This is a genomic window from Streptomyces sp. NRRL B-24484, assembly GCF_000717715.1.
Taxonomy (GTDB): domain Bacteria; phylum Actinomycetota; class Actinomycetes; order Streptomycetales; family Streptomycetaceae; genus Kitasatospora.
This window is the reverse complement of the sequence record NZ_JOAI01000027.1, coordinates 56,274-75,174: the sequence shown is the minus strand read 5'-3', so window position 1 is coordinate 75,174 and position 18,901 is coordinate 56,274. Positions and strand designations below refer to the sequence as shown.

General features: G+C 73.2%; 14 protein-coding genes and 1 tRNA gene. 9 read left to right on the top strand and 6 right to left on the bottom strand.

Going from position 1 to position 18,901, the window contains the following annotated elements; translation table 11 throughout:
* Positions 1–50: 50 nt before the first annotated feature.
* Positions 51–971, top strand: a complete 921-nt coding sequence (locus IE98_RS0123875; protein WP_030272138.1) for a sigma-70 family RNA polymerase sigma factor — start codon at positions 51–53, stop codon at positions 969–971.
* A gap of 81 nt (positions 972–1,052) precedes the next feature.
* Positions 1,053–1,736, top strand: coding sequence for an NAD(P)-dependent oxidoreductase (locus IE98_RS0123870; protein ID WP_030272136.1), 684 nt, complete (start codon positions 1,053–1,055; stop codon positions 1,734–1,736).
* A gap of 49 nt (positions 1,737–1,785) precedes the next feature.
* On the opposite strand, the gene IE98_RS0123865 is transcribed toward IE98_RS0123870, so the two are convergent.
* Together IE98_RS0123865 and IE98_RS0123860 are read right to left on the bottom strand one after the other, a co-directional pair.
* Complete coding sequence (locus IE98_RS0123865) at positions 1,786–2,604, bottom strand: lysophospholipid acyltransferase family protein (RefSeq protein WP_234443647.1); 819 nt, start codon at positions 2,602–2,604, stop codon at positions 1,786–1,788.
* 41 nt (positions 2,605–2,645) lie between these two features.
* Complete coding sequence (locus IE98_RS0123860) at positions 2,646–3,464, bottom strand: GNAT family N-acetyltransferase (protein ID WP_030272132.1); 819 nt, start codon at positions 3,462–3,464, stop codon at positions 2,646–2,648.
* A 539-nt stretch (positions 3,465–4,003) separates the two neighbouring features.
* On the opposite strand from IE98_RS0123860, the gene IE98_RS0123855 reads away from it, so the two are divergent.
* From IE98_RS0123855 to IE98_RS0123845, 3 genes are all read left to right on the top strand, one after another.
* Positions 4,004–5,125, top strand: a complete 1,122-nt coding sequence (locus IE98_RS0123855; protein ID WP_234443646.1) for a GAF domain-containing protein — start codon at positions 4,004–4,006, stop codon at positions 5,123–5,125.
* A 145-nt stretch (positions 5,126–5,270) separates the two neighbouring features.
* Positions 5,271–6,788 (top strand): aldehyde dehydrogenase, encoded by a 1,518-nt coding sequence (gene adh, locus IE98_RS0123850; protein ID WP_030272128.1) that lies wholly within the window; start codon positions 5,271–5,273, stop codon positions 6,786–6,788.
* Positions 6,788–7,192: a DUF779 domain-containing protein gene (locus IE98_RS0123845; RefSeq protein WP_030272126.1), complete on the top strand. Its 405-nt coding sequence runs from the start codon at positions 6,788–6,790 to the stop codon at positions 7,190–7,192. The genes adh and IE98_RS0123845 overlap by 1 nt, the downstream gene beginning before the upstream one ends.
* Positions 7,193–7,211: 19 nt before the next feature.
* Here the strand turns inward: IE98_RS0123845 and IE98_RS0123840 are convergent, their stop codons facing one another.
* Entirely contained in the window at positions 7,212–8,198 is a 987-nt protein-coding gene (locus tag IE98_RS0123840) for an aldo/keto reductase (RefSeq protein ID WP_030272125.1), read from the bottom strand.
* Between the two features lie 199 nt (positions 8,199–8,397).
* On the opposite strand from IE98_RS0123840, the gene yidD reads away from it, so the two are divergent.
* The 3 genes from yidD to IE98_RS0123825 all read left to right on the top strand — a co-directional run bounded on the left by yidD (position 8,398) and on the right by IE98_RS0123825 (position 12,531).
* A complete protein-coding gene (yidD, locus tag IE98_RS51075) occupies positions 8,398–8,934 on the top strand; it encodes a membrane protein insertion efficiency factor YidD (RefSeq protein ID WP_234443645.1) in 537 nt (178 codons plus the stop codon).
* A 26-nt stretch (positions 8,935–8,960) separates the two neighbouring features.
* The gene (locus IE98_RS0123830) at positions 8,961–9,317 is read left to right on the top strand and encodes an MmcQ/YjbR family DNA-binding protein (protein ID WP_030272121.1); all 357 of its coding nucleotides are present in this window, start codon (positions 8,961–8,963) and stop codon (positions 9,315–9,317) included.
* A gap of 79 nt (positions 9,318–9,396) precedes the next feature.
* A complete protein-coding gene (locus tag IE98_RS0123825; RefSeq protein WP_030272119.1) occupies positions 9,397–12,531 on the top strand; it encodes a DUF3427 domain-containing protein in 3,135 nt (1,044 codons plus the stop codon).
* Positions 12,532–12,537: 6 nt separating this feature from the next.
* Here IE98_RS0123825 and IE98_RS46675 read toward each other — a convergent pair whose 3' ends face one another.
* Positions 12,538–15,477, bottom strand: coding sequence for an AAA domain-containing protein (locus tag IE98_RS46675; protein ID WP_199922952.1), 2,940 nt, complete (start codon positions 15,475–15,477; stop codon positions 12,538–12,540).
* A 552-nt stretch (positions 15,478–16,029) separates the two neighbouring features.
* Positions 16,030–16,117 (bottom strand) — tRNA-Leu (locus IE98_RS0123805).
* A 1,014-nt stretch (positions 16,118–17,131) separates the two neighbouring features.
* On the opposite strand from IE98_RS0123805, the gene IE98_RS0123800 reads away from it, so the two are divergent.
* Positions 17,132–17,572 (top strand): ATP-binding protein, encoded by a 441-nt coding sequence (locus IE98_RS0123800; RefSeq protein WP_030272115.1) that lies wholly within the window; start codon positions 17,132–17,134, stop codon positions 17,570–17,572.
* A 126-nt stretch (positions 17,573–17,698) separates the two neighbouring features.
* Here IE98_RS0123800 and idi read toward each other — a convergent pair whose 3' ends face one another.
* Positions 17,699–18,340, bottom strand: a complete 642-nt coding sequence (idi, locus tag IE98_RS0123795; protein ID WP_078661238.1) for an isopentenyl-diphosphate Delta-isomerase — start codon at positions 18,338–18,340, stop codon at positions 17,699–17,701.
* Positions 18,341–18,901 lie beyond the last annotated feature (561 nt).

Sequence of the window (18,901 nt, the reverse complement as noted above, 5' to 3'; positions counted from 1 at the left end):
CGGGTCCCCTGTGCTGCTCTCGATCGGTGACCGCACACAGGAGGCACACCATGACCGGCACCGGAGCGACCGGCGGCGCGGACGACGGCGACGGGGCGACCCAGGACTTCGTCGACCACCGCGACCTGCTCTTCTCGATCGTCTACAGCATGCTCGGCACCGTCGCCGACACCGAGGACGTGCTGCAGGAGACCTGGCTCGCCTGGTCCGGCCGCGGCACCGCGCGGATCGACAACCCCCGCGCGTACCTCGTGCGGATCGCCGTCAACAAGGCGCTCGCCCGCCGGGCCGCGGTCACCCGCCGCCGGGAGACCTACTTCGGCCCCTGGCTGCCCGAACCGCTCGTCGCCCCAGCCGGCGCCGAACCGCCCGCCGGCACCGCCGAGGAGGCCGAGCAGGCCGAATCCGTCTCGATGGCCCTGATGGTCGTCCTGGAGACGCTCTCCCCGCTGGAACGGGCCGTCTTCGTGCTGCACGAGGTCTTCGGCTACCGGCACGACGAGATCGCCGACGTGCTCGGCCGCACCCCCGCCGCCGTCCGCCAGACCGCCCACCGGGCCCGCGAGCACGTGCAGGCCCGGCGCCCCCGGTACCGCACCGACGCCGCGCTGCGCCGCCGCGTCACCGAGCGGTTCGCCGCGGTCGTCGGCGGCGCCGACCTGCACGCCCTGCTCGACCTGCTCGCCCCCGACGTCACCCTCTGGGCCGACGGCGGCGGCCGGGCCCCGGCCGCCGGGCGGCTGCCCGTGCACGGTCGCGAACAGGTCGCCCGGACGCTGATGGCCGGCGCCGCCCGGAACGCCGCCGTCCTGCACGTCCGCTGGGCGCGGGCCAACGGCGACCCCTCGGCCGTCCTCTTCGCCGGCGAGGAGCCGTTCGCCGTCCTGGTCGTCGAGCCGACCTCCGACGGCGACCACGTCCGCGACATCTACTTCGTGACCAACCCCGAGAAGCTCACCCGCATCCCCTGAGGCCCACGGCCCCACGGCCCCACGGCCCCGCGGACCAGACCCGCCAGACCCACCAGACCAGACCGGACCAGGGAGACCACCGTGAAGATCACCGTCGTCGCCGCCACCGGCGGCATCGGCCGCCACCTCCTCGACCAGGCGCTGGCCGCCGGCCACCACGCCACCGTGCTCGTCCGCAACCCCGATCGGCTCACCCCCGCGCAACGGGCCTCCGACCGGATACGGATCGTCACCGCCGACCTCGCCGCCCCCGACCCGGCCGCCGTGGCACGCGCCGTCGACGGCGCCGACGCCGTGCTCTCCGGACTCGGCGCCCGCTCCAACGCCGAGGCGGGCGTCGCCGAGCGCGGCACCCGCGCCCTCGTCCGTGCGATGCGCAGCACCGGCACCCGGCGGATCGTCGTGGTCAGTGCCGCACCCGTCGGCACCGTGCCCTCGCCCGACCGCCCCACCCCGCCCCGGTACGACCCCGGCGACGGCTTCCTGATGCGCCACCTCTTCGGGCCGGCGGTCAAGGCCGCGCTCCGTCCGTACTACGCCGACCTCGCCCGGATGGAGGACGAACTGCGCGGCAGCGGGCTGGACTGGACGGTCGTCCGCCCGCCCCGGCTCACTGACGGGCCGGGCACCGGCGCCGTCCGGACGGCCCGCGGGCAGAACGTGCGCGGCGGCTGGAGAGTCACGCGCGCCGACGTCGCCCGGCAGATGCTGCGGCTGCTCGACGACCCGCAGGCCGTCCGCGAGGTGATCGCAGTGGCCCGCTGAGTCGTCGCCGTCGCCGTCTCCGTCGGCACCCGCCCCTGGTGGGCTGCGCTCAGGCGGCGGTCGGCAGCCGGTCGGCCACGTGCCGGACGCTCTCGACGGGGGCCGCCGGGGCGGGCAGCACGGGGGTGCCGAACACCGCCGCCTGCGCCGCCGCGGCCAGCTCGCGGCGGCCCGCCGCGCCCGCCGGGACGGGGGCACGGAACTCCACCTCCGCCACCAGTCCGCGGGCGGCGAGCACCCGGCGCAGCGAGGCGAGCAGCCCGTCCTCGCCGACGAACGCCGCGACGGTCGCCGTCCGCCCGTCCGCGAGCCGGTAGTGCAGCGCCATCGGCTGGACGGTCGCCCCGGCCCGCACGGCAGCCTCGAACAGCGCCGGCCGGAACCGCCCGCCGCGCCGTCCGCACCAGGTGCTGCCCTCGGGGAAGACCGCCACCCGCTCGCCGCGGCGCAGCGCCGCCGCGATCCCGTCCACGGTGGCCGGCAGCGCGCGCAGCCGGTCCCGGTCCAGGAAGAGCGTGCCGGCCCAGGCCGCCAGCGGGCCGACCAGCGGCCAGGCCCGCACCTCCGTCTTCGCCAGCATCCGGGCCGGCCGGACGGCCGCCACCAGCAGGATGTCCAGCCACGACACGTGGTTGGCCACCAGCAGCACACCGCCGTCCGTCCGCGGCACCGGACCCGCCCGCAGCTCCACGCCGAACGCGCCGATCAGCAGTCGCGCCCAGCGCTGCACCAGCCGCTCGCGCAGCGCCGGCCCGCAGCAGCCGCGGACCGCCGGCGCCAGCGCCACGCCGGCCAGCAGCAGGGCCGCACAGGACGCGGCGCGCAGCAGCTGCCGCCCGGGCCCGACCACCGGGTCGGGGGCGGCCACGCACTCCTCCGGTGTGCAGGGCGCCGTCGGCAGCCAGGCGCTCACAAGGCGGGCCCGGCGGACAGGAAGTGCCGCAGGTAGCGCGGGTCGGTCCGCTCCAGCGACAGCAGCACGAACAGGTCGGCGACACCGAAGTCCGGGTCGTGCGCGGGCTCGCCGCCCACCCAGGCGCCGAGGCGCAGGTAACCGCGGAGCAGCGGCGGGATCGCGGCACGGGCCGGCCGGGCGACGCCCTCGTGGTCCCAGGGGCGCAGCGGCGACACCCGGTACTCCGCCGGGGCGAGGTGCTTGGCGAGGACGGAGTCCCGGACACCGGCGGCCTCGGTGCCGCCGTCCGCCAGCGGCACGGAGCAGCAGCCCGCCACCCAGGTGTTGCCGGTGCTCGTCAGGTAGCGGGCGATGCCGCCCCACATCAGGTTGATCACGGCGCCGCTGCCCCGGTGGTCCGGGTGGATGCAGGACCGGCCGACCTCGACCAGGCCGTCCCGCAGACCGGCCAGCCGGGACAGGTCGAACTCGGTGTCGGAGTACAGCCGGCCGGCCCGGCGGGCCGCCTCCGGGCGCAGCAGCCGGTAGGTGCCGACCACCTCGCTGGTGCCGTTCTCGCGGACCAGCAGGTGGTCGCAGTGGTCGTCGAGGGCGTCGGCGTCCAGACCGGGCAGCGGGCTGTCCAGGACGGCGCCCATCTCCTCGGCGAACACCCGGTGCCGCAGCCGCTGCGCGGCCCGCACGTCGCCCTCGTCCTGGGCCAGCGCGACGCTGTAGCCGACGGGCACGGGAGCCTGCGGGGCCCGGGCGGCGGCCGGGGGAGCCGGGGCCAGGTCGGGGACGGACGGTGCGAGGACGGGGGCGGTGGTCATCTCGGCTCTCCCTGCTCGTGGACGGGACTGGACGCACTGCGCTCCGGACGGCCCTTGTCCCGTCACGCTCATGACGGGCGGGTCACCCGTATGTCTCCCGTGGCAGGTCGGCATCGAGGTGGCCGCCCGACAGCGCGCAGATGTGGACCCGCTGAACGCCTGGCGCGGCCCGCGCACCGCCCGCCGCAGGCGCCCCCGCGACCCGTCCCGACCCCTCCGTCCCCGTCCCGACCCCTCCGTCCCGGGCCCACCCGCCGGAACGGGCCGGCTCCCCGGCCGCGGGCCTCCGGACGTTCCGCTGCGGCGCGACGTCCCGGTGCGGCGTGCTGGCCGTGCCCGCCGGGGGTCGGCCACACTGGCCCGACCGGGTCGGCGGCCCCTCGGCGGGGCCGGCCGTGCCCGCCGTCGACGACGAGGTCGAAGGGGTCGATGCTGTGCGTGGAGATCTTCGCCGGCGCAGGGCCGCGTTGGAGGACGAGTGGTCCCGCTGGGTGCCCCACCGGGAGGCTGGGCCGCAGCACGCCCCGGACGGTGCAGGGGTGCGCCCCGAGGTCGCGGACTCCTGGCTGCGGTCCCTGCCCACCGTCGACCCCTCCCGGACCTCCGCCCCGCCCTGCGACCCCGGCGCGCACGGCCCCGACTGGGCGCACTCCCCGCTCCGCACTCCGGTCGACGCCGTCGCCGACGAACTCCGCGCGATCGCCGACGACGCGGGCTTCATCGCCGCCGTCACCGACGAGGCCGGCACCATCCTGTGGACCTGCGGCGGCCCCGTCATGCAGCGCAAGGCGGAACGCGTCAACTTCGCCCCCGGCGCACGGTGGGACGAGCAGGCGATGGGCACCAACGCCCTCTCGCTCGCGCTGAGCACCGGCCGCGCCGCCACCGTCTTCTCCGCCGAGCACCTGGTCTCCGTGCTGCACGGCTGGGTCTGCTACTGCGCGCCGATCCGCCGCCCGGACGGCACCATCGCCGGCACCCTCGACCTCTCCACCACCTGGGACCGCTCGCACCCGCTCGCGCTCTCCACCGTCCGCACCCTCGCCGCCGCCGTCGGCGCCGCCCTGCCCGCGGCCCCCGGCACCGCCGCCCGCCCCGAGGGACTGCGCCTCACCTGCCTCGGCCGCGAACAGGCCACCCGCGACGGCGTCCCGCTGCACCTGCCGCCGCGCCGACTGGAGATCCTCACCCTGCTCGCCCTGGAACCCGAAGGCTTCTCGGCCGAACGGCTGCGCACCGCCGTCTACGGCGACCGGCCGGTCACCGCCACCACCGTCAAGGCCGAGATCTCGCACCTGCGCCGCGACCTCGGCGGCGCCGTCTCCGCCCGCCGCTACCGGCTCACCGCGCCCGTGCGCTGTGACGCGGCCGAGGTGCGCCGCGCCCTGGCGGCGGGCGACACCGCCACCGCCGTGCGGCTGTACACCGGCCCGCTGCTGCCGCACTCCGACGCCCCCGCCGTCGTCGAGCACCGCGCGTACCTGGACGTCGCCGTCCGCGCCGCCGTCCTCGCCGCGGCCGACTCGGGGCCCGCGCTGCGGTACGGCGAACTCGCCCCGTACGACACCGAGGTGCACGAGCACGCGCTGCGGCTGCTCGCGCCCGGCGACGGACGGCGCGCGGGGGCGCTCGGCCGGCTGCACGCCGCCCTGCGGGACTGACGACCGTTCCGGCCGGGTCCGCCGGGCGGTGCCAACCTTTCACCAACCCGAAGGGGTGAGAGTGGCCACCGTCCACGGCGGCCGGTCCTGGGACGACGGCCGTCGGACGCCACCCGTACGCGTCTTCCGACGAGGAGAGCCGCCCATGGTCTACGCCCGGCCCGGAACCGAAGGCAGCATCGTCAGCTTCGCCCCCCGCTACGACAACTTCATCGGCGGCAAGTGGGTCGCCCCGGTGGAGGGCCGCTACTTCGACAACCCCTCGCCGATCACCGGGCAGACGTTCTGTCAGGTCGCCCGGTCCACCGCGCCCGACGTCGAACTCGCCCTGGACGCAGCGCACAACGCCGCAGAGGCCTGGGGCCGCACCTCCGTCACCGAGCGCGCCAACATCCTCAACCGGATCGCCGACCGGATCGAGCAGAACCTCGAGAAGCTCGCCGTCGCCGAGAGCTGGGAGAACGGCAAGCCCGTCCGGGAGACGCTCGCCGCCGACCTGCCGCTCGCCGTCGACCACTTCCGCTACTTCGCGGGCGTGGTGCGCGCCCAGGAGGGCGGCATCGCGGAGATCGACGCCGACACCGTCGCGTACCACTTCCACGAGCCGCTCGGCGTGGTCGGCCAGATCATCCCGTGGAACTTCCCGATCCTGATGGCCACCTGGAAGCTCGCCCCGGCGCTCGCGGCCGGCAACTGCGTCGTCCTCAAGCCGGCCGAGCAGACCCCGGTCTCCATCCTGCTGGTCGTCGAACTGATCGCCGACCTGCTGCCGCCCGGCGTCCTCAACGTGGTCAACGGCTTCGGCACGGAGGCCGGCAAGCCGCTCGCCTCCAGCCCCCGGGTCGCCAAGGTCGCCTTCACCGGCGAGACCACCACCGGCCGCCTGATCATGCAGTACGCCAGCGAGAACATCATCCCGGTCACCCTCGAACTCGGCGGCAAGAGCCCGAACATCTTCCTGCCGGACGTGATGGCCGCCGACGACGAGTACCTGGACAAGGCCGTCGAGGGCTTCGTGATGTTCGCCCTCAACCAGGGCGAGGTGTGCACCTGCCCGTCCCGCGCGCTCGTCCACGCCTCCATCTACGACGAGTTCATCGCCCGCTGCATCGCCCGCACCGAGGCGATCACCGCCGGCGACCCGCTCGACCCCGCCACCATGATCGGCGCCCAGGCCAGCAACGACCAGTACGAGAAGATCCTCTCCTACCTGGACATCGGCCGGCAGGAGGGCGCCGAGGTGCTCACCGGCGGCGGCGCCCGAACCGTGCCCGGGCTGGAGGGCGGTTACTACATCGAGCCGACGATCTTCCGCGGCAGCAACGACATGCGGATCTTCCAGGAGGAGATCTTCGGCCCGGTCGTCTCCGTCGCCACCTACGACACCGTCGAGGAGGCCCTGCACATCGCCAACGACACCCTCTACGGCCTCGGCGCCGGCGTCTGGACCCGCGACGGCAACACCGCCTACCGCCTCGGCCGCGCAATCAAGGCGGGCCGGGTGTGGACCAACTGCTACCACGCCTACCCCGCACACGCGGCCTTCGGCGGCTACAAGAAGTCCGGCATCGGCCGCGAGACCCACCGGATGATGCTCGACCACTACCAGCAGACCAAGAACCTGCTGGTCAGCTACTCCGGCCAGAAGCTCGGCTTCTTCTGATGAAGCGCGCCCCCGCCAGGATCGAACTCACCGGCGCAGCCGAGGAGTTGCTGCGGACGCTGGTGGCCGTGCACGGGCCGGTGATGTTCCACCAGTCCGGCGGCTGCTGCGACGGCAGCGCACCGATGTGCTACCCCCGCGGCGAGTTCCGGGTCGGCGCCTCGGACCTGCTGCTCGGCCGCGTCGTCGAGGACACCCCGTTCTGGATCAGCGCCGACCAGTACGCCCGCTGGCGGCACACCCATCTCACCGTGGACGTCGTCCCCGGCCGAGGCAGCGGATTCTCCCTGGAAGCACCGGAAGGCGTCCGCTTCCTGCTCCGGTCCCGCCTCTTCACCGAGACCGAGGCCGAACTCCTCGCCGCCCACGACCCCCTGCCCACCGGCGCCGACCACCGGTCCTAGGCGTCCGTTCGACGGCGGATCAGTGCGCCGCATCCAGCCGTGCCCGCTGGTCCGCCGTCAGCCCCAACTCCACGGCCGCCAGGCTCTCGTCCAACTGGGCCACCGAGGAGGCCCCCACCAGCGGGATCACCGGCACCTCACCGCCGATCAGCCAAGCCAGCACCACCTGGTTCGCCGTCGCGCCGGTCTCCGCCGCGACCTCCCGCAGCACCGCCAGCCGCTTCGCCGTCCCCGCGTGGTCGAAGCCCTCGCCCAGCGGCTTGTCCGACCGGACGTAACTCCCGCCCAGCAGCGGCGAGTACGCCACCATCGCCAGCCCCGGCTCCGACCGCAGGTAGCTCAGCACCTCGCCGCCCGCCACCCCGACCGAACCGTCCGCGGACCGCAGCGTCGGCAGATCGGTGCGGTGCCGCAGATAGCTGTGGTGGTACTGCAGCACCTCCCACCCCGGCAGGCCGGCCGCGGCCGCCAGCGCCCGTCCGCGCTCCACCCGCCACACCCAGTGGTTGCTCACCCCGAGCAGCCCGACCGAGCCCTCCGCCGCCAGCGACCCGAACGCCTCGACCGTCTCGGCGAGTTCGGTCCGCGGGTCCTCGATGTGCGCGTACAGCAGGTCGATCCGGTCGGTGCCGAGCCGCTCCATGCTGCGCTCCGCCGACTTCCGCACCGTCTTCGCCGACAGGCCCTCGACGTCCAGGGTGAATCCCCGTGACGGGGCGATCGGCCGGGCCCCGAGCTTGGTCGCGACGACCACCTCGTCGCCGATCCCGCGGCTGCGACGCCACCGGCCGAGCAGCGCCTCGCTCTCGCCGCCCTGCGAACCCTCCACCCAGAAGGCGTAGTTGTTCGAGGTGTCGACGAAGGTCCCGCCCGCCTCGACGAACCGGTCCAGCAGGGCGAAGGAGGTCCGCTCGTCCACCGCCGTGCCGAACAGCATCGCGCCCAGGCTCAGCACGCTCACCTCGCGGCGGGTCGACGGGTCGGTGCCGATCGTGCGGTACTCCATCGCTGCTCCTCGGTTCTCGACTGCCCCTCGCGGGAACGAACGGTTCGGAGTCTGTCGGTTGGAGTGCACGCGAAGTCAAGGCCGTCCGGCGGGCGGCAGCGGGGGGAACCCGCAGGTGCGCTACGGTCGTCCGACCCACCGGGCGGGCCGCGACCGCGGCGGCCCGACCCGCACCCGTACGGAAGGCAGGCCCGCAGCCGTGTCCCACCACCACCCGCACCACGTGCAGCAGCAGAGCGGCCCGCCGCCGCGCCCCGGCCGGGCCTGGTGGTGGCTGCCCGAGCACGAGCGGCGCCGCCGCCGGGAACAGCGCCGCGCCCGCGAGGAGTGGAAGCGCCGCAACAAGCGGACGAAGGGCGACAACGACTGCTGCGACGCCTGCGACTGCCTCGGCGAGATCGCCGACCCCTGCCTGATCGCCCTGATTCCGATCATGTTCGCCTCGGTGCTCAAGGCCGCCGTCGGACACGGCCGCGGCCGGAGTGCCGCAGACCCGGCCGCCCCCGTCCCCGCAGGGCCACTCGCGGCCGGCCTGTACGACGCCGTCCGCTTCTACCGGACCCGGATCAGCCCCACCCGGGCGGCGTGCTGTCCCTACACCCCGTCCTGCTCCACCTACGCCGTGCAGGCCCTCCACCGGCACGGTGCCGTGCGCGGCAGCCGCCTCACCGCCGGCCGCCTGCTGCGCTGCCGTCCGGGCACGCACGGCGGCCACGACCCCGTTCCGGGGCGCTGAGCCCCTTGGGCCGGCAGGCTGGTCTGATGGTCACCGTCGACGACGTGCGCCGACTGGCGCTGTCCCTGCCCCGGAGCGAGGAGGCCCTGGTCCGCGACCGGATCAAGTTCAGGGTCGGCCGGATCGTCTACCTCGCCTTCAACCGCGACGAGTCCGTCCTCGGCTTCGCCTTCCCCAAGGAGGAACGGGCCGCCCTGATCGCCTCCGCCCCGGACACCTTCCTGCCCCCCGACCCCGCCGACGAACGCTTCAACTGGGTCCAGGTCCGGACGACCGCCATCGACAGCGACGAGATGCGCGAACTCGTCCTGGACGCCTGGCGGATGGTCGTCCCCCGCCGCGTCGCCGAGGATCACCTCGGCAAGGACGGCACCGGCCGCTGACGCAGACGCCCGGCACGGGGGCTGTCGTGGGTGTGCGGTACAACTGAGCGCAGCCATCCCGACCAGCCCTTGGAGCGGTATGTCCGACAGCGGCGCGGAGCCCAACCCGCCTGCGGTGTCCGGCCTGTATGAGCAGGTGGTGACCGACGCGCTGGCCGCCCGGCTGACCACGCTGGGCGAGGCCGGATGGCAGGTGATGGACCGCCCGGTCCCCGAGGGTTCGTCGCCGTTCGTGCTGGCCCGGCACATCGGCTCGGCGGTCGAGCGGGCGCTGCTGGACCTGAGCCCGGCGGATCAGGTCACGACGGCGAACCGCCTCCTGGCCGCCTTGGCCGAAACCGGTGCCGGCACCGTCGACCAGGTTCTGCCGGGGCCGCGTGAGCTCGTCGCGCTCGCCGACAAGGAGGCCGACGGCGTCTACCGCATACGGCCGTTGACCCCGCTCTCCGAGACGGTACTGCTCACCAACGCACCGGAGGAGCAGAGCCTCGGCCACGAACTCCGCGCCGAACTCGCCTCGGCCGATCGGGTGGACCTGCTCTGCGCCTTCGTGAAGTGGCACGGACTACGGGTCATGGAGGAGCCGCTGCGCGAACTGAAGCGTCGCGGCGTCCGCCTGCGGGTCCTCACCACCACCTACCTGGGTGCCACCGAACGCGCCGCGCTGGACCGCCTGGTCCGCGAGTTCGGTGCCGAGGTCAAGGTCAACCACGAACTGCGTTCCACCAGGCTGCACGCCAAGGCCTGGCTGTTCCGCCGGGCGAGCGGCTTCGACACCGCGTACGTCGGCAGCTCCAACCTGTCCCGGGCGGCCCTGCTCGACGGCCTGGAATGGAACGTCCGGCTGTCCGGCGTCGCCACCCCGGCCGTCCTGCGCAAGTTCGAGGCGACGTTCGACTCCTACTGGTCGAACCCCGAGTTCCGGCCGTACCACCCGGACACCGACGCCGAGGAGCTCGACGAGGCGCTTCGGGCCGCCGGCGGATGGTCCCGCGACGGCTCCACCACGCAGCTCTCGGGCCTCGAAGTCCGGCCCCACCCGCACCAGCAGGCGATGCTGGAGAGCCTGGACGCCGAACGCAAGGCACGCGGGCACCACCGCAACCTGCTGGTCGCCGCCACCGGCACCGGCAAGACCATCACGGCCGCGCTCGACTACCGGAGGCTGCGCGCCGAACACGGTGGCGAGCTGTCGCTGCTCTTCATCGCGCACCGCCAAGAGATACTCCATCAGTCCCAGCGGGCCTACCGCGAGGTCCTGACGGACGCCACCTTCGGTGAGCTGCTGGTCGGCGGTGCAAGGCCGCAGCACCAGCGGCACCTCTTCGCCAGCGTTCAGTCCCTGCACGCCGGCAGGCTCGCCGAGTTCGCGCCGGACGCCTTCGACGTCATCGTCATCGACGAGTTCCACCACGCCGAGGCACCCACCTACCGCCGGATCATCGACCACTTCCAGCCCCGGGAACTGCTCGGCCTCACCGCCACCCCCGAGCGTGCCGACGGCAAGCGCGTCCAGGACGAGTTCTTCGAGGGCCGGATCGCTGCCGAACTCCGCCTCTGGCAAGCCCTCGAGGACGACCTGCTCTGCCCGTTCCACTACTTCGGCGTGCACGACAACACCGACCTGCGGGCCGTCAGCTGGCGGCAAGGCGCCTACGACGTCGCTGAACTGACCGAGCTGCTGACTGCCGGACACAGCCAGGCCCGGCAGGTCGTCCAGGCCGTCCGTGACAAGGTCGCTGACCCCGGCCGGATGCGGGCACTAGGCTTCTGCGTCTCCGTCCGTCACGCCGAGCACATGGCCGAGGCCTTCCGGCAGGCCGGCCTGCACGCCCTCGCCCTCTCGGCGAACACCCCCGCCGAGCAGCGCCGCGAGGCACTCGACGGGCTCCGCACCGGCCGCATCCAGGCACTCTTCAGCGTCGATCTGTTCAACGAGGGGCTGGACGTCCCCGACGTGGACACCGTCCTGCTGCTCCGGCCGACCTCCAGCGCCACGATCTTCCTCCAGCAGCTCGGCCGCGGCCTGCGCCGCTCACCCCAGAAGGCCGTGCTCACCGTGCTGGACTTCATCGGGTACCAGCGCAAGGAGTTCCGCTTCGACGCACGGTTCCGCGCACTCACCGGCCACACCCGCCGAGGCGTCCAAGAGGCCGTCACGGAGGACTTCCCGCAACTCCCGTCCGGATGCCAGATCGTGCTCGACCGGGTCGCCAAGGACATCGTCCTCGAGAACATCAAGACCCAGCTCAAGGCCGACGCCAGGCAACTGGCAACCGAGATCGGCTCCTACGGCGTCCCGACGATCGCCGGCTACCTGGCCGAGAGCCGCCGCGACATCGACGACCTCTACCGCGGCAAGAACTCCTGGACCGGCCTGCTCAGGCGCGCGGGCCTCATCACCGGGACCGCACCCGAAGGCGAAGAGGCGCTGCTGCGCCGGGTGCCCGCCCTGCTGCACGTCGACGACCCCGCGCGGGTCGCGGCCTACTCCGCCCTGCTGGCGGACGACGCACCCGACTTCGACCACCTGGCCGAGCCGCTCCGGACGTACGCGGCGATGCTCTTCTTCTCGCTCTGGCCGGGGGGCGGATTCCCGACCGTCGCCGAAGGACTGCGTTCGCTCCGTCAGCAGCACGGCCTCCGCGCAGAGCTGCGTCAGGTCCTCACCCACGGCCTGGAGCACGCCACCCACGCCCCCGTACGCCTCGGCCCGGACCTCGGACCGCTGACGAACCGGCCGCTCGCCGTGCACGCCCACTACAACACCCCGGAGTTGCTGGCCGCGCTCGGCCGGGCCTCGATCGACGGCTTCAAGCCGGCGACGTTCCAGTCAGGCGTGGTGTGGTGCGAGACGTCCCGGACCGACGCCCTGTTGGTCACCATCAACAAGGACGAGAAGAACTTCTCGGCCAGCGTCCGCTACCGCGACTTCGCACTCAACGCCGACCACTTCCACTGGGAATCGCAGAACAGCACCTCGGCGGCCGCCCCCACCGGCCAGCGCTACATCGGGCACCGGAAGGCCGGCTCCAACGTGCTTCTCTTCGTCCGCCGCTCCAAGACCGTCGAGGGCCGCACCGCGCCGTACGTGCTCCTCGGGCCGGCCGAGTACGTCTCCCACGAGGGCGACCGCCCCATGGCCGTCACCTGGCGCCTGCACCACCCCCTGCCCTCGGACGTCCACCACTTCACGGCGGTGACCGCGGGCTGAGGCCGCCTACGGCTGCGGCGGTAGCCAGCGGGCGGCCTGGGACCGTTGGCCCGGGGTGGTCCACCAGAGGCGGGCCGACCCGTCCCAGCGGGCCCGAACGTCTCGCTTGGCGTCGTCCTTCTCGGCGAACGGGACGGCGAGGTACAGCCGGCCGTTGAGCTCGACACCGGGGGCGGGGGAGTCGGAAGCGGCGACCGGTGGCTGAGTGGGCGTGGTGCTGGTTTCTCGTTGCGGCCAGGCGGAGTTGCGGCGCTCGGGCCGGGCACGCTCCATGATGCGGCGGACGCGCTGACAGGCGAGGCTGTCGGTGATCCGCATCATCAGGTCGGTCGGCCCGGTGGTGCAGAGCAGGTTGAGGGAGCCGTGCCAGAGAACCGTCTCGTCGACGATGAGCACCTTCTCGTGCATGCGATCACGCTGTTCGACCCGGCAGCCGGCCCGGCGGAGCTCCTCCACCAGCGGTGCCTTCCGCGGGTCGGCGGTGTGGTCCCGCGTGATCACGGTGACCTGGACGCCGCGTGCGGTCAGCTCCGCGAAGGGCCCGGCCCAGTACCGCACCGGTTCGGGGTCGAGGAAAGCGCAGTAGACCTCGATGGTCTTGGTGGCCTGCCGCATGTCCCACGCCACCGCGCGCTTCACCTCGTCGGCGGGGAAGAACGCGGGACGGCCGAGTTCGTCCTCCGACAGGGTGCCGAGGTCGGCAGCGCTGCGGATGGGCACCAATTGGTCGACCGGCAGGCGCAGAGCCCGCTCTTCGAGGTGGTCGAGCATCCGCACGGCTTCGCTGTGCGGGGCGAGGTGAGCACGGAGGTGCTCGACGTCGGCGATGACGATGAGGTGGTCCTGTGCGCGGCTGAGTGCGACGTTGAGCAGTCGGCACGTCTGCGAGGACAGCCCGGTTCCGGCGTAGAACTGGCCGGGGCTCTTTCCGGCACCGGCCACCGTGTCGATCACGACCAGTGGGCGCTGGCTGCCCTGGAAGCGGTGCACGGTGTCGACCAGACCCTCGTACTCGGTTCCGAAGCGGTAGGAGAGGCTGGCATTGATCGCCTTGACCTGGTCGCGGTACGGGGCGATGACGGCCATCCGATCGGTGGGCCGCTGGCCCTCCGCCGCCTCCGACCAGTTCCGCCCGGGCAGCACGCCGTCGTACTGCAGACCGCGCACCAACTGGTGGATCACGGCCTCGTGCACGGCGTTCGACTTGTGGTCCCGTCCGGGAATGCGTCGCGCCGAGGTGTCCACGAGCATGACCGGCGCCTCCAGCAAGGGCGAGGCGGGCAGCCGGGACCGGTCGGGACGGCCGGTGCGCAGCGGTGCGTCCGGATAGGCCACGGTGTTCACGACGGCGCAGATCTCCGAGTGCATCCGGTACTGGGTGTCCAAGCCGACCAGCCGCTGGTCGTCCCGGCGGGCGGACCCGCTCGCCGTGACCAACCCGGCAGCGTGGAAGGCGTCCCGCTCGGCCCAGTGCTGTGAGTGCTGCCGCTGCGGGTCGGTGGCCCTGCGGTCCTGGGCTCCCTTGGTGATGGCGGGGAGTTGGCGGAAGTCCCTGGCAACGATGAGTCGCTTGCCCGCCAGCCCGGCCGCGTACCAGGCGGAGGGCAGGTTGACCATGGCTGCCTCGTCGATGATGACCACGTCCACCCGGTCGAGCAGTTTGCGGGACTGCACGGCCTTGGTGACGGTCGCTCCCTTGATCCGGCAGCGCGACCGGACGGTCTCGTCCAGACCGCGACGCTGTCGGTCCAACTCGTCGAGGACGCGCTGCAGGCCGTCCGCCTGTTCGGTCAGTTGCGGGTACGGTGCGACCCCGGTGAGCCTCGGGCTCAGTGCGGCGAGTCGGCCGCTGAGGTCACTGATCGAGGCGGCGGCTGAGGTCCGGTCGGATCGGGCGGCGGCCTCCTGACGGCGGGCGCCCGCGAGAGCCTGATCGGAGGTGTACAGCCGGTCGTTCAGGTCGCTGAGCTTGGCCAGCTTTCGGTTGGCGAGGAGCCTGGTCGGCGCCCCGACTTCGGCGATCCTCACGCGCAGCGCGGCGGAGGCGGCCTCCAGGGTCAGCGCCGACATCCCCGCCTGCTGGGCGGTGGCCGATGCCGTGGTGTGCCGATTTCGGGCATCGGTGAGGTCCTCGGTGAGGCTCCGTGCCTCGTCGTGCAGGGCGAGTGCTGCCCGTACGGCCGTCAACTGCGTCTGTGCCTGGACGATCTGCTCGTCCAAACGGCTGCCGAGCCGGCCGGCGATGCGAACCGGGTCGACCTGAGCGCCGTAGCGCTGCTCCAGGCTGGCGACCGAGATGTCACCGGCTCGCTGGACGAGGCCGTCGTCGAAGCCGGGCTCGCGTACGAGCAGTTCACACATGCGTTCCAAGGCCTGGTCGACGGCGACGTTGGTGGGAGCGAGGAACAGCAGGTTGAGGCCTTGCCGGAAGCACCCTTCGGCGATATGGGAGACGACGTCCGTCTTTCCCGTCCCGGGCGGTCCCCAGAGGAAGAGCACCTGGCTGCCGAGCGCCTGCTCGACGGCTATGCGCTGCTTCGGGTTGAGGGGCAGATCGTGCCAGCCGGCGACCCACCGGTGGGGGTCGGCCACCCGCGTCAGTGCAGGTGTGCCCGCTCCGAGGAGGAAGCCGGCCATACCGAGGTCAACCGGGCTGTCCGTACTGCCCACTGCCTCCAACCGATCGGCGAGCGCGGACCAGGTGGAGGCGTCGTCCTCCCGGACGACCACCGATGACGGGGAGCTCCCGAGGTCGGTCGGTGTCACGACCCGCACTGTGCCGTCGGGCATCCGGGACACCTCCGCCGCTACCCACGGCTCCCGGGACCGGTCCGGCCGGACGACCAGCGCCTTGCCGTCCAGCGACTCGGGCCAGGACCGGCAGGCGAAGACGTAGTCGTACCGGTCAGAACCCGCGCCCGTCCGGCGGCCGTTGCTGAGGACCACCTTGTCCGCGCCGTCAGCAGTGTCCCGTCGGCAGGCGGTGATTTCCGCGCGTACTGCGGTGAGTAGGTCGTCAACCGGCACCGGACGCTGCTGCCCCACCATCGGCTCCCCCCAAAACACCGCCACGGTGCATCCCCACCGTGATCCTATCGTTCGTACCAGGCCGGTGGGGCTGCCGAACTGAAAGGACGTCAGTGACATCCTGGTGGACTCGACGGCCCTGCGCTTCGACGGGTGCGTCGTTGACCTGGGGTGCGGTAAGGGGCCAACGCTGGCGGCCTTCGCCCGCCGACATCCGCGGGCGCGACTCATCGGCCTCGATCGGTCGGCCGCGAGCAGTGTGGCTCGCAAGGGCAGGGGAGAGGTGTCACCAGGGGAGGTCGGAGCCCGGCACGGGGCGGTGCGGCTCGCGGCGGAGCAGGGGCGCTTCTTCTTCGCCGAGACGGCCGTGGTGATCACGGCCCGGGCGTGAGCGGACCACCGGCTACCGGCCACAGCACGCAGCACGCGAAGAGGCGGATCGTGATCCGAAGATCACGATCCGCCTCTCACTGGTGTCCGAGGGGGGACTTGAACCCCCACGCCCGATAAAGGGCACTAGCACCTCAAGCTAGCGCGTCTGCCATTCCGCCACCCGGACGGGGTGTGTTGCCTCGGGGTTTCCGTTTCCTTCGCCCCCTGGCGACAGAGAGAACATTACCAGGCCGCGGGACTGCTTCTCACCTGCGTTTCTGCTGCTCGGTACGGGCAGGGCGGAACAATCAGCGCAAATCGGCACGGATCTCCTTCAAGCGGGTGTTGGGCGGAGGCGGGGCCTGGGGCGGGACGGCGCAGGGGGCGCGCGACCGCGACCGGCACGGAGGGGCTCACTCGGTCCGTCGCGCTCCTCCTGCTCGGCGCCCGGCCGCTTCGATCGGGCGGGCCGTCCCGCCGTCCGCAGGGCCGCGGATCGACCCGGCGCCGTCACTGACCGTGTTCGTTCACCGTGCGGGCGGCCGGCGCCCGTGCACGGGCCGTCCGGCGTCCGCCCCGGCCGGGCCCTCGACCGCCGACCGCCGGGGCGGTCGGACGGACCCGGCCTGATCAGCGCCGTTGCGGGCGCCCGTCGGCGGGATCGGCGCGGTCCGCGGGGCCCGGGCCCGGACCGCCGGACGGGCGCCGCAGCGGAGGCGCGACGCGAGGACGGGCCGGCCGGGCGGCCGGGCCGTGCGGAGGCCGCGGGCGGCCCCGGGGGCGCCTCGCGGGGGCGTTCCGGCGGACGTGGAGACCCCGGTGTCCGGCCGTGCTGATCTGGGAAAACCTCCCACGGTGTGACCGTTCCGCTGGTACAACGAATCGTGACCGGGCCGAAGTGGTCCGATCGCGTTCGCATGTGGTCTGAACAGTTCACCCGCCGCCAGTTTCCAGTCCTACGACCAGCGGCCGGCGGGTGCTCTCCTAGCCTCTGTGGACCAAGGGAGCCTTGAGCGGAACGCCCGATTCCCGAGAGGCCGCCGGCCGGCGCCGCCGTGCGCACGGCTCGCGGCAGAGCCTCCCGTCACGATGCGAAGGGTGGCTTGACGTGGAACAGATCAGCGGGGCGGCCTCGAGCACTTCGACGGACCCCGGTTCACCGGACGGGGTCAGACAGCCGGGCTCCGGCCCGGAACCCGGTGTGTGGCGGTTCGTCGCGGACGCGCAGGAGGCCGCCGTCCCCCGTACCCGCCATGCAGTCCGTGACCGCCTCCTCGCCCAGGGCATGGCCGGCGAGCGCTACCAGGAGCTGATCGACGACCTGCTGCTGATCGTCTCCGAGCTGGTGAGCAACGCGGTGACGCACGCCGCCGTCGTCTCGCCCCGCCTCAGCACCGAGCTCGCCATCGGCGAGGGCTGGGTGCGGATCTCGGTGGAGGACCTCCACCCCTACCGGCCGAAGGCGCTGGAGAGCGATCTGGGCAACCTCGGCGGCCGCGGGCTGCTGCTGGTCAAGAGCGTCACCCTACAGGCCGGCGGCACCTGCGACGTGGAGCGCACCGAGGGCGGCGGCAAGGTCATCTGGGCCTCCCTGCCGCTGCCGGCCCCGCGCACGGCGGAGCCGGACGGCCACCTCTGGTGAACCCGGCCGGCCCGGAACGGAACCCCGGCGGGCCCGGTGCGGAACCCCGGCGGGCCGGGAACGGAAACGCGGCAGGCCCGGAACGGAGGAGACCGCCCGAGCCTGCCGCCGAGGACTGTCGCAGGACTACCAGCCGCGCCCGGTGATCTCCCGGATGCCCGGCCGGGCCGCCTCGAAGACCGTCCGGAACCAGGCGGAGAACGGCTTCTCCGCCTCCAGCTCCTTCAGCTCGGCCTCGGTGACGAAGCGGGTCTCGGCGATCTCGTCAGGGTCCGGCACGAGGTCGGCGGTCACCAGGCCGACGAAGAGGTGGTTCCACTCGCGCTCGATCAGGCCGGAGGCCTCGTCCGGCAGGTCGTAGCGGACGGTGCCGGCCTCGCAGAGCAGGGCGGGAGCGATGCCGAGCTCCTCCGCCGTGCGGCGCGCGGCCGCGACGAAGGGCTGCTCGCCCGGGTAGGGGTGGCCGCAGCAGGTGTTCGACCACACGCCGGGGGAGTGGTACTTGCCGAGGGCGCGGCGCTGCAGCAGCAGCCGGCCCTGCTGGTCGAAGAGGAAGACCGAGAACGCGCGGTGCAAACGGCCCGGCTGCTGGTGGGCGGAGAGCTTCTCCGCGGTGCCGATGGTGAAGCCGTCGTCGTCGACCAGTTCCAGCAGGATCTCGGCGGCGGGCTGCGCCGCACCGCCGGCGCTGCCGCCGGGCCCTCCGTCGAGATCCGTGTCGATCTCCGGGAGGAGGTGCGTCCGGCTGGTCGACGAGATGTCGGACATGGGGTCCCCTTCGCAAGTGGCGTCGGGCCCCAAGTCTGCCGCATGGTTCGGGGTCCCGAGGTCACGACGCACGTGGGGCCCGGGAAGGCACGAACGGCCGGACGATGTGTTCGGGCCCTGACCGAATTCGTCGCGGAGCCTTCACCTTGTGTCCGTTCGAACGTCGTACGTGCGCCCGATGTCCGCCCCTCCGCGGCTTGAACGCCGGGCTCGCCGTCCGGGATGATGATCCGCACGGTCCGGGCGGCCGGAACGGCCACCGGCTGCGACGACGCGCCGCCCGCCCGCGCTGCCGGGCGCCCCCGCGCGGTGCCCCGTTGGGCGGCGATGCCCCGATTCGGGGGCAAACGGGCCGTCCGGTAGCCTCAACCGGTGCGCCGGGCCCCCTGGGCAGCGCCACCACACCCCGTCCCACCCGCTCGCCGTTGCGGCCGGACCTCCGTCCGTACCGTCGAACGTTCGCACCGTCAGGGAGTGAGTCCCGCTGTCCACTGTGATCGTGACCGGCTCCGAGCCGTCGGCCGTCCCGGGAGCCGGCGACCCGCTCCCGCTCAGCACCTC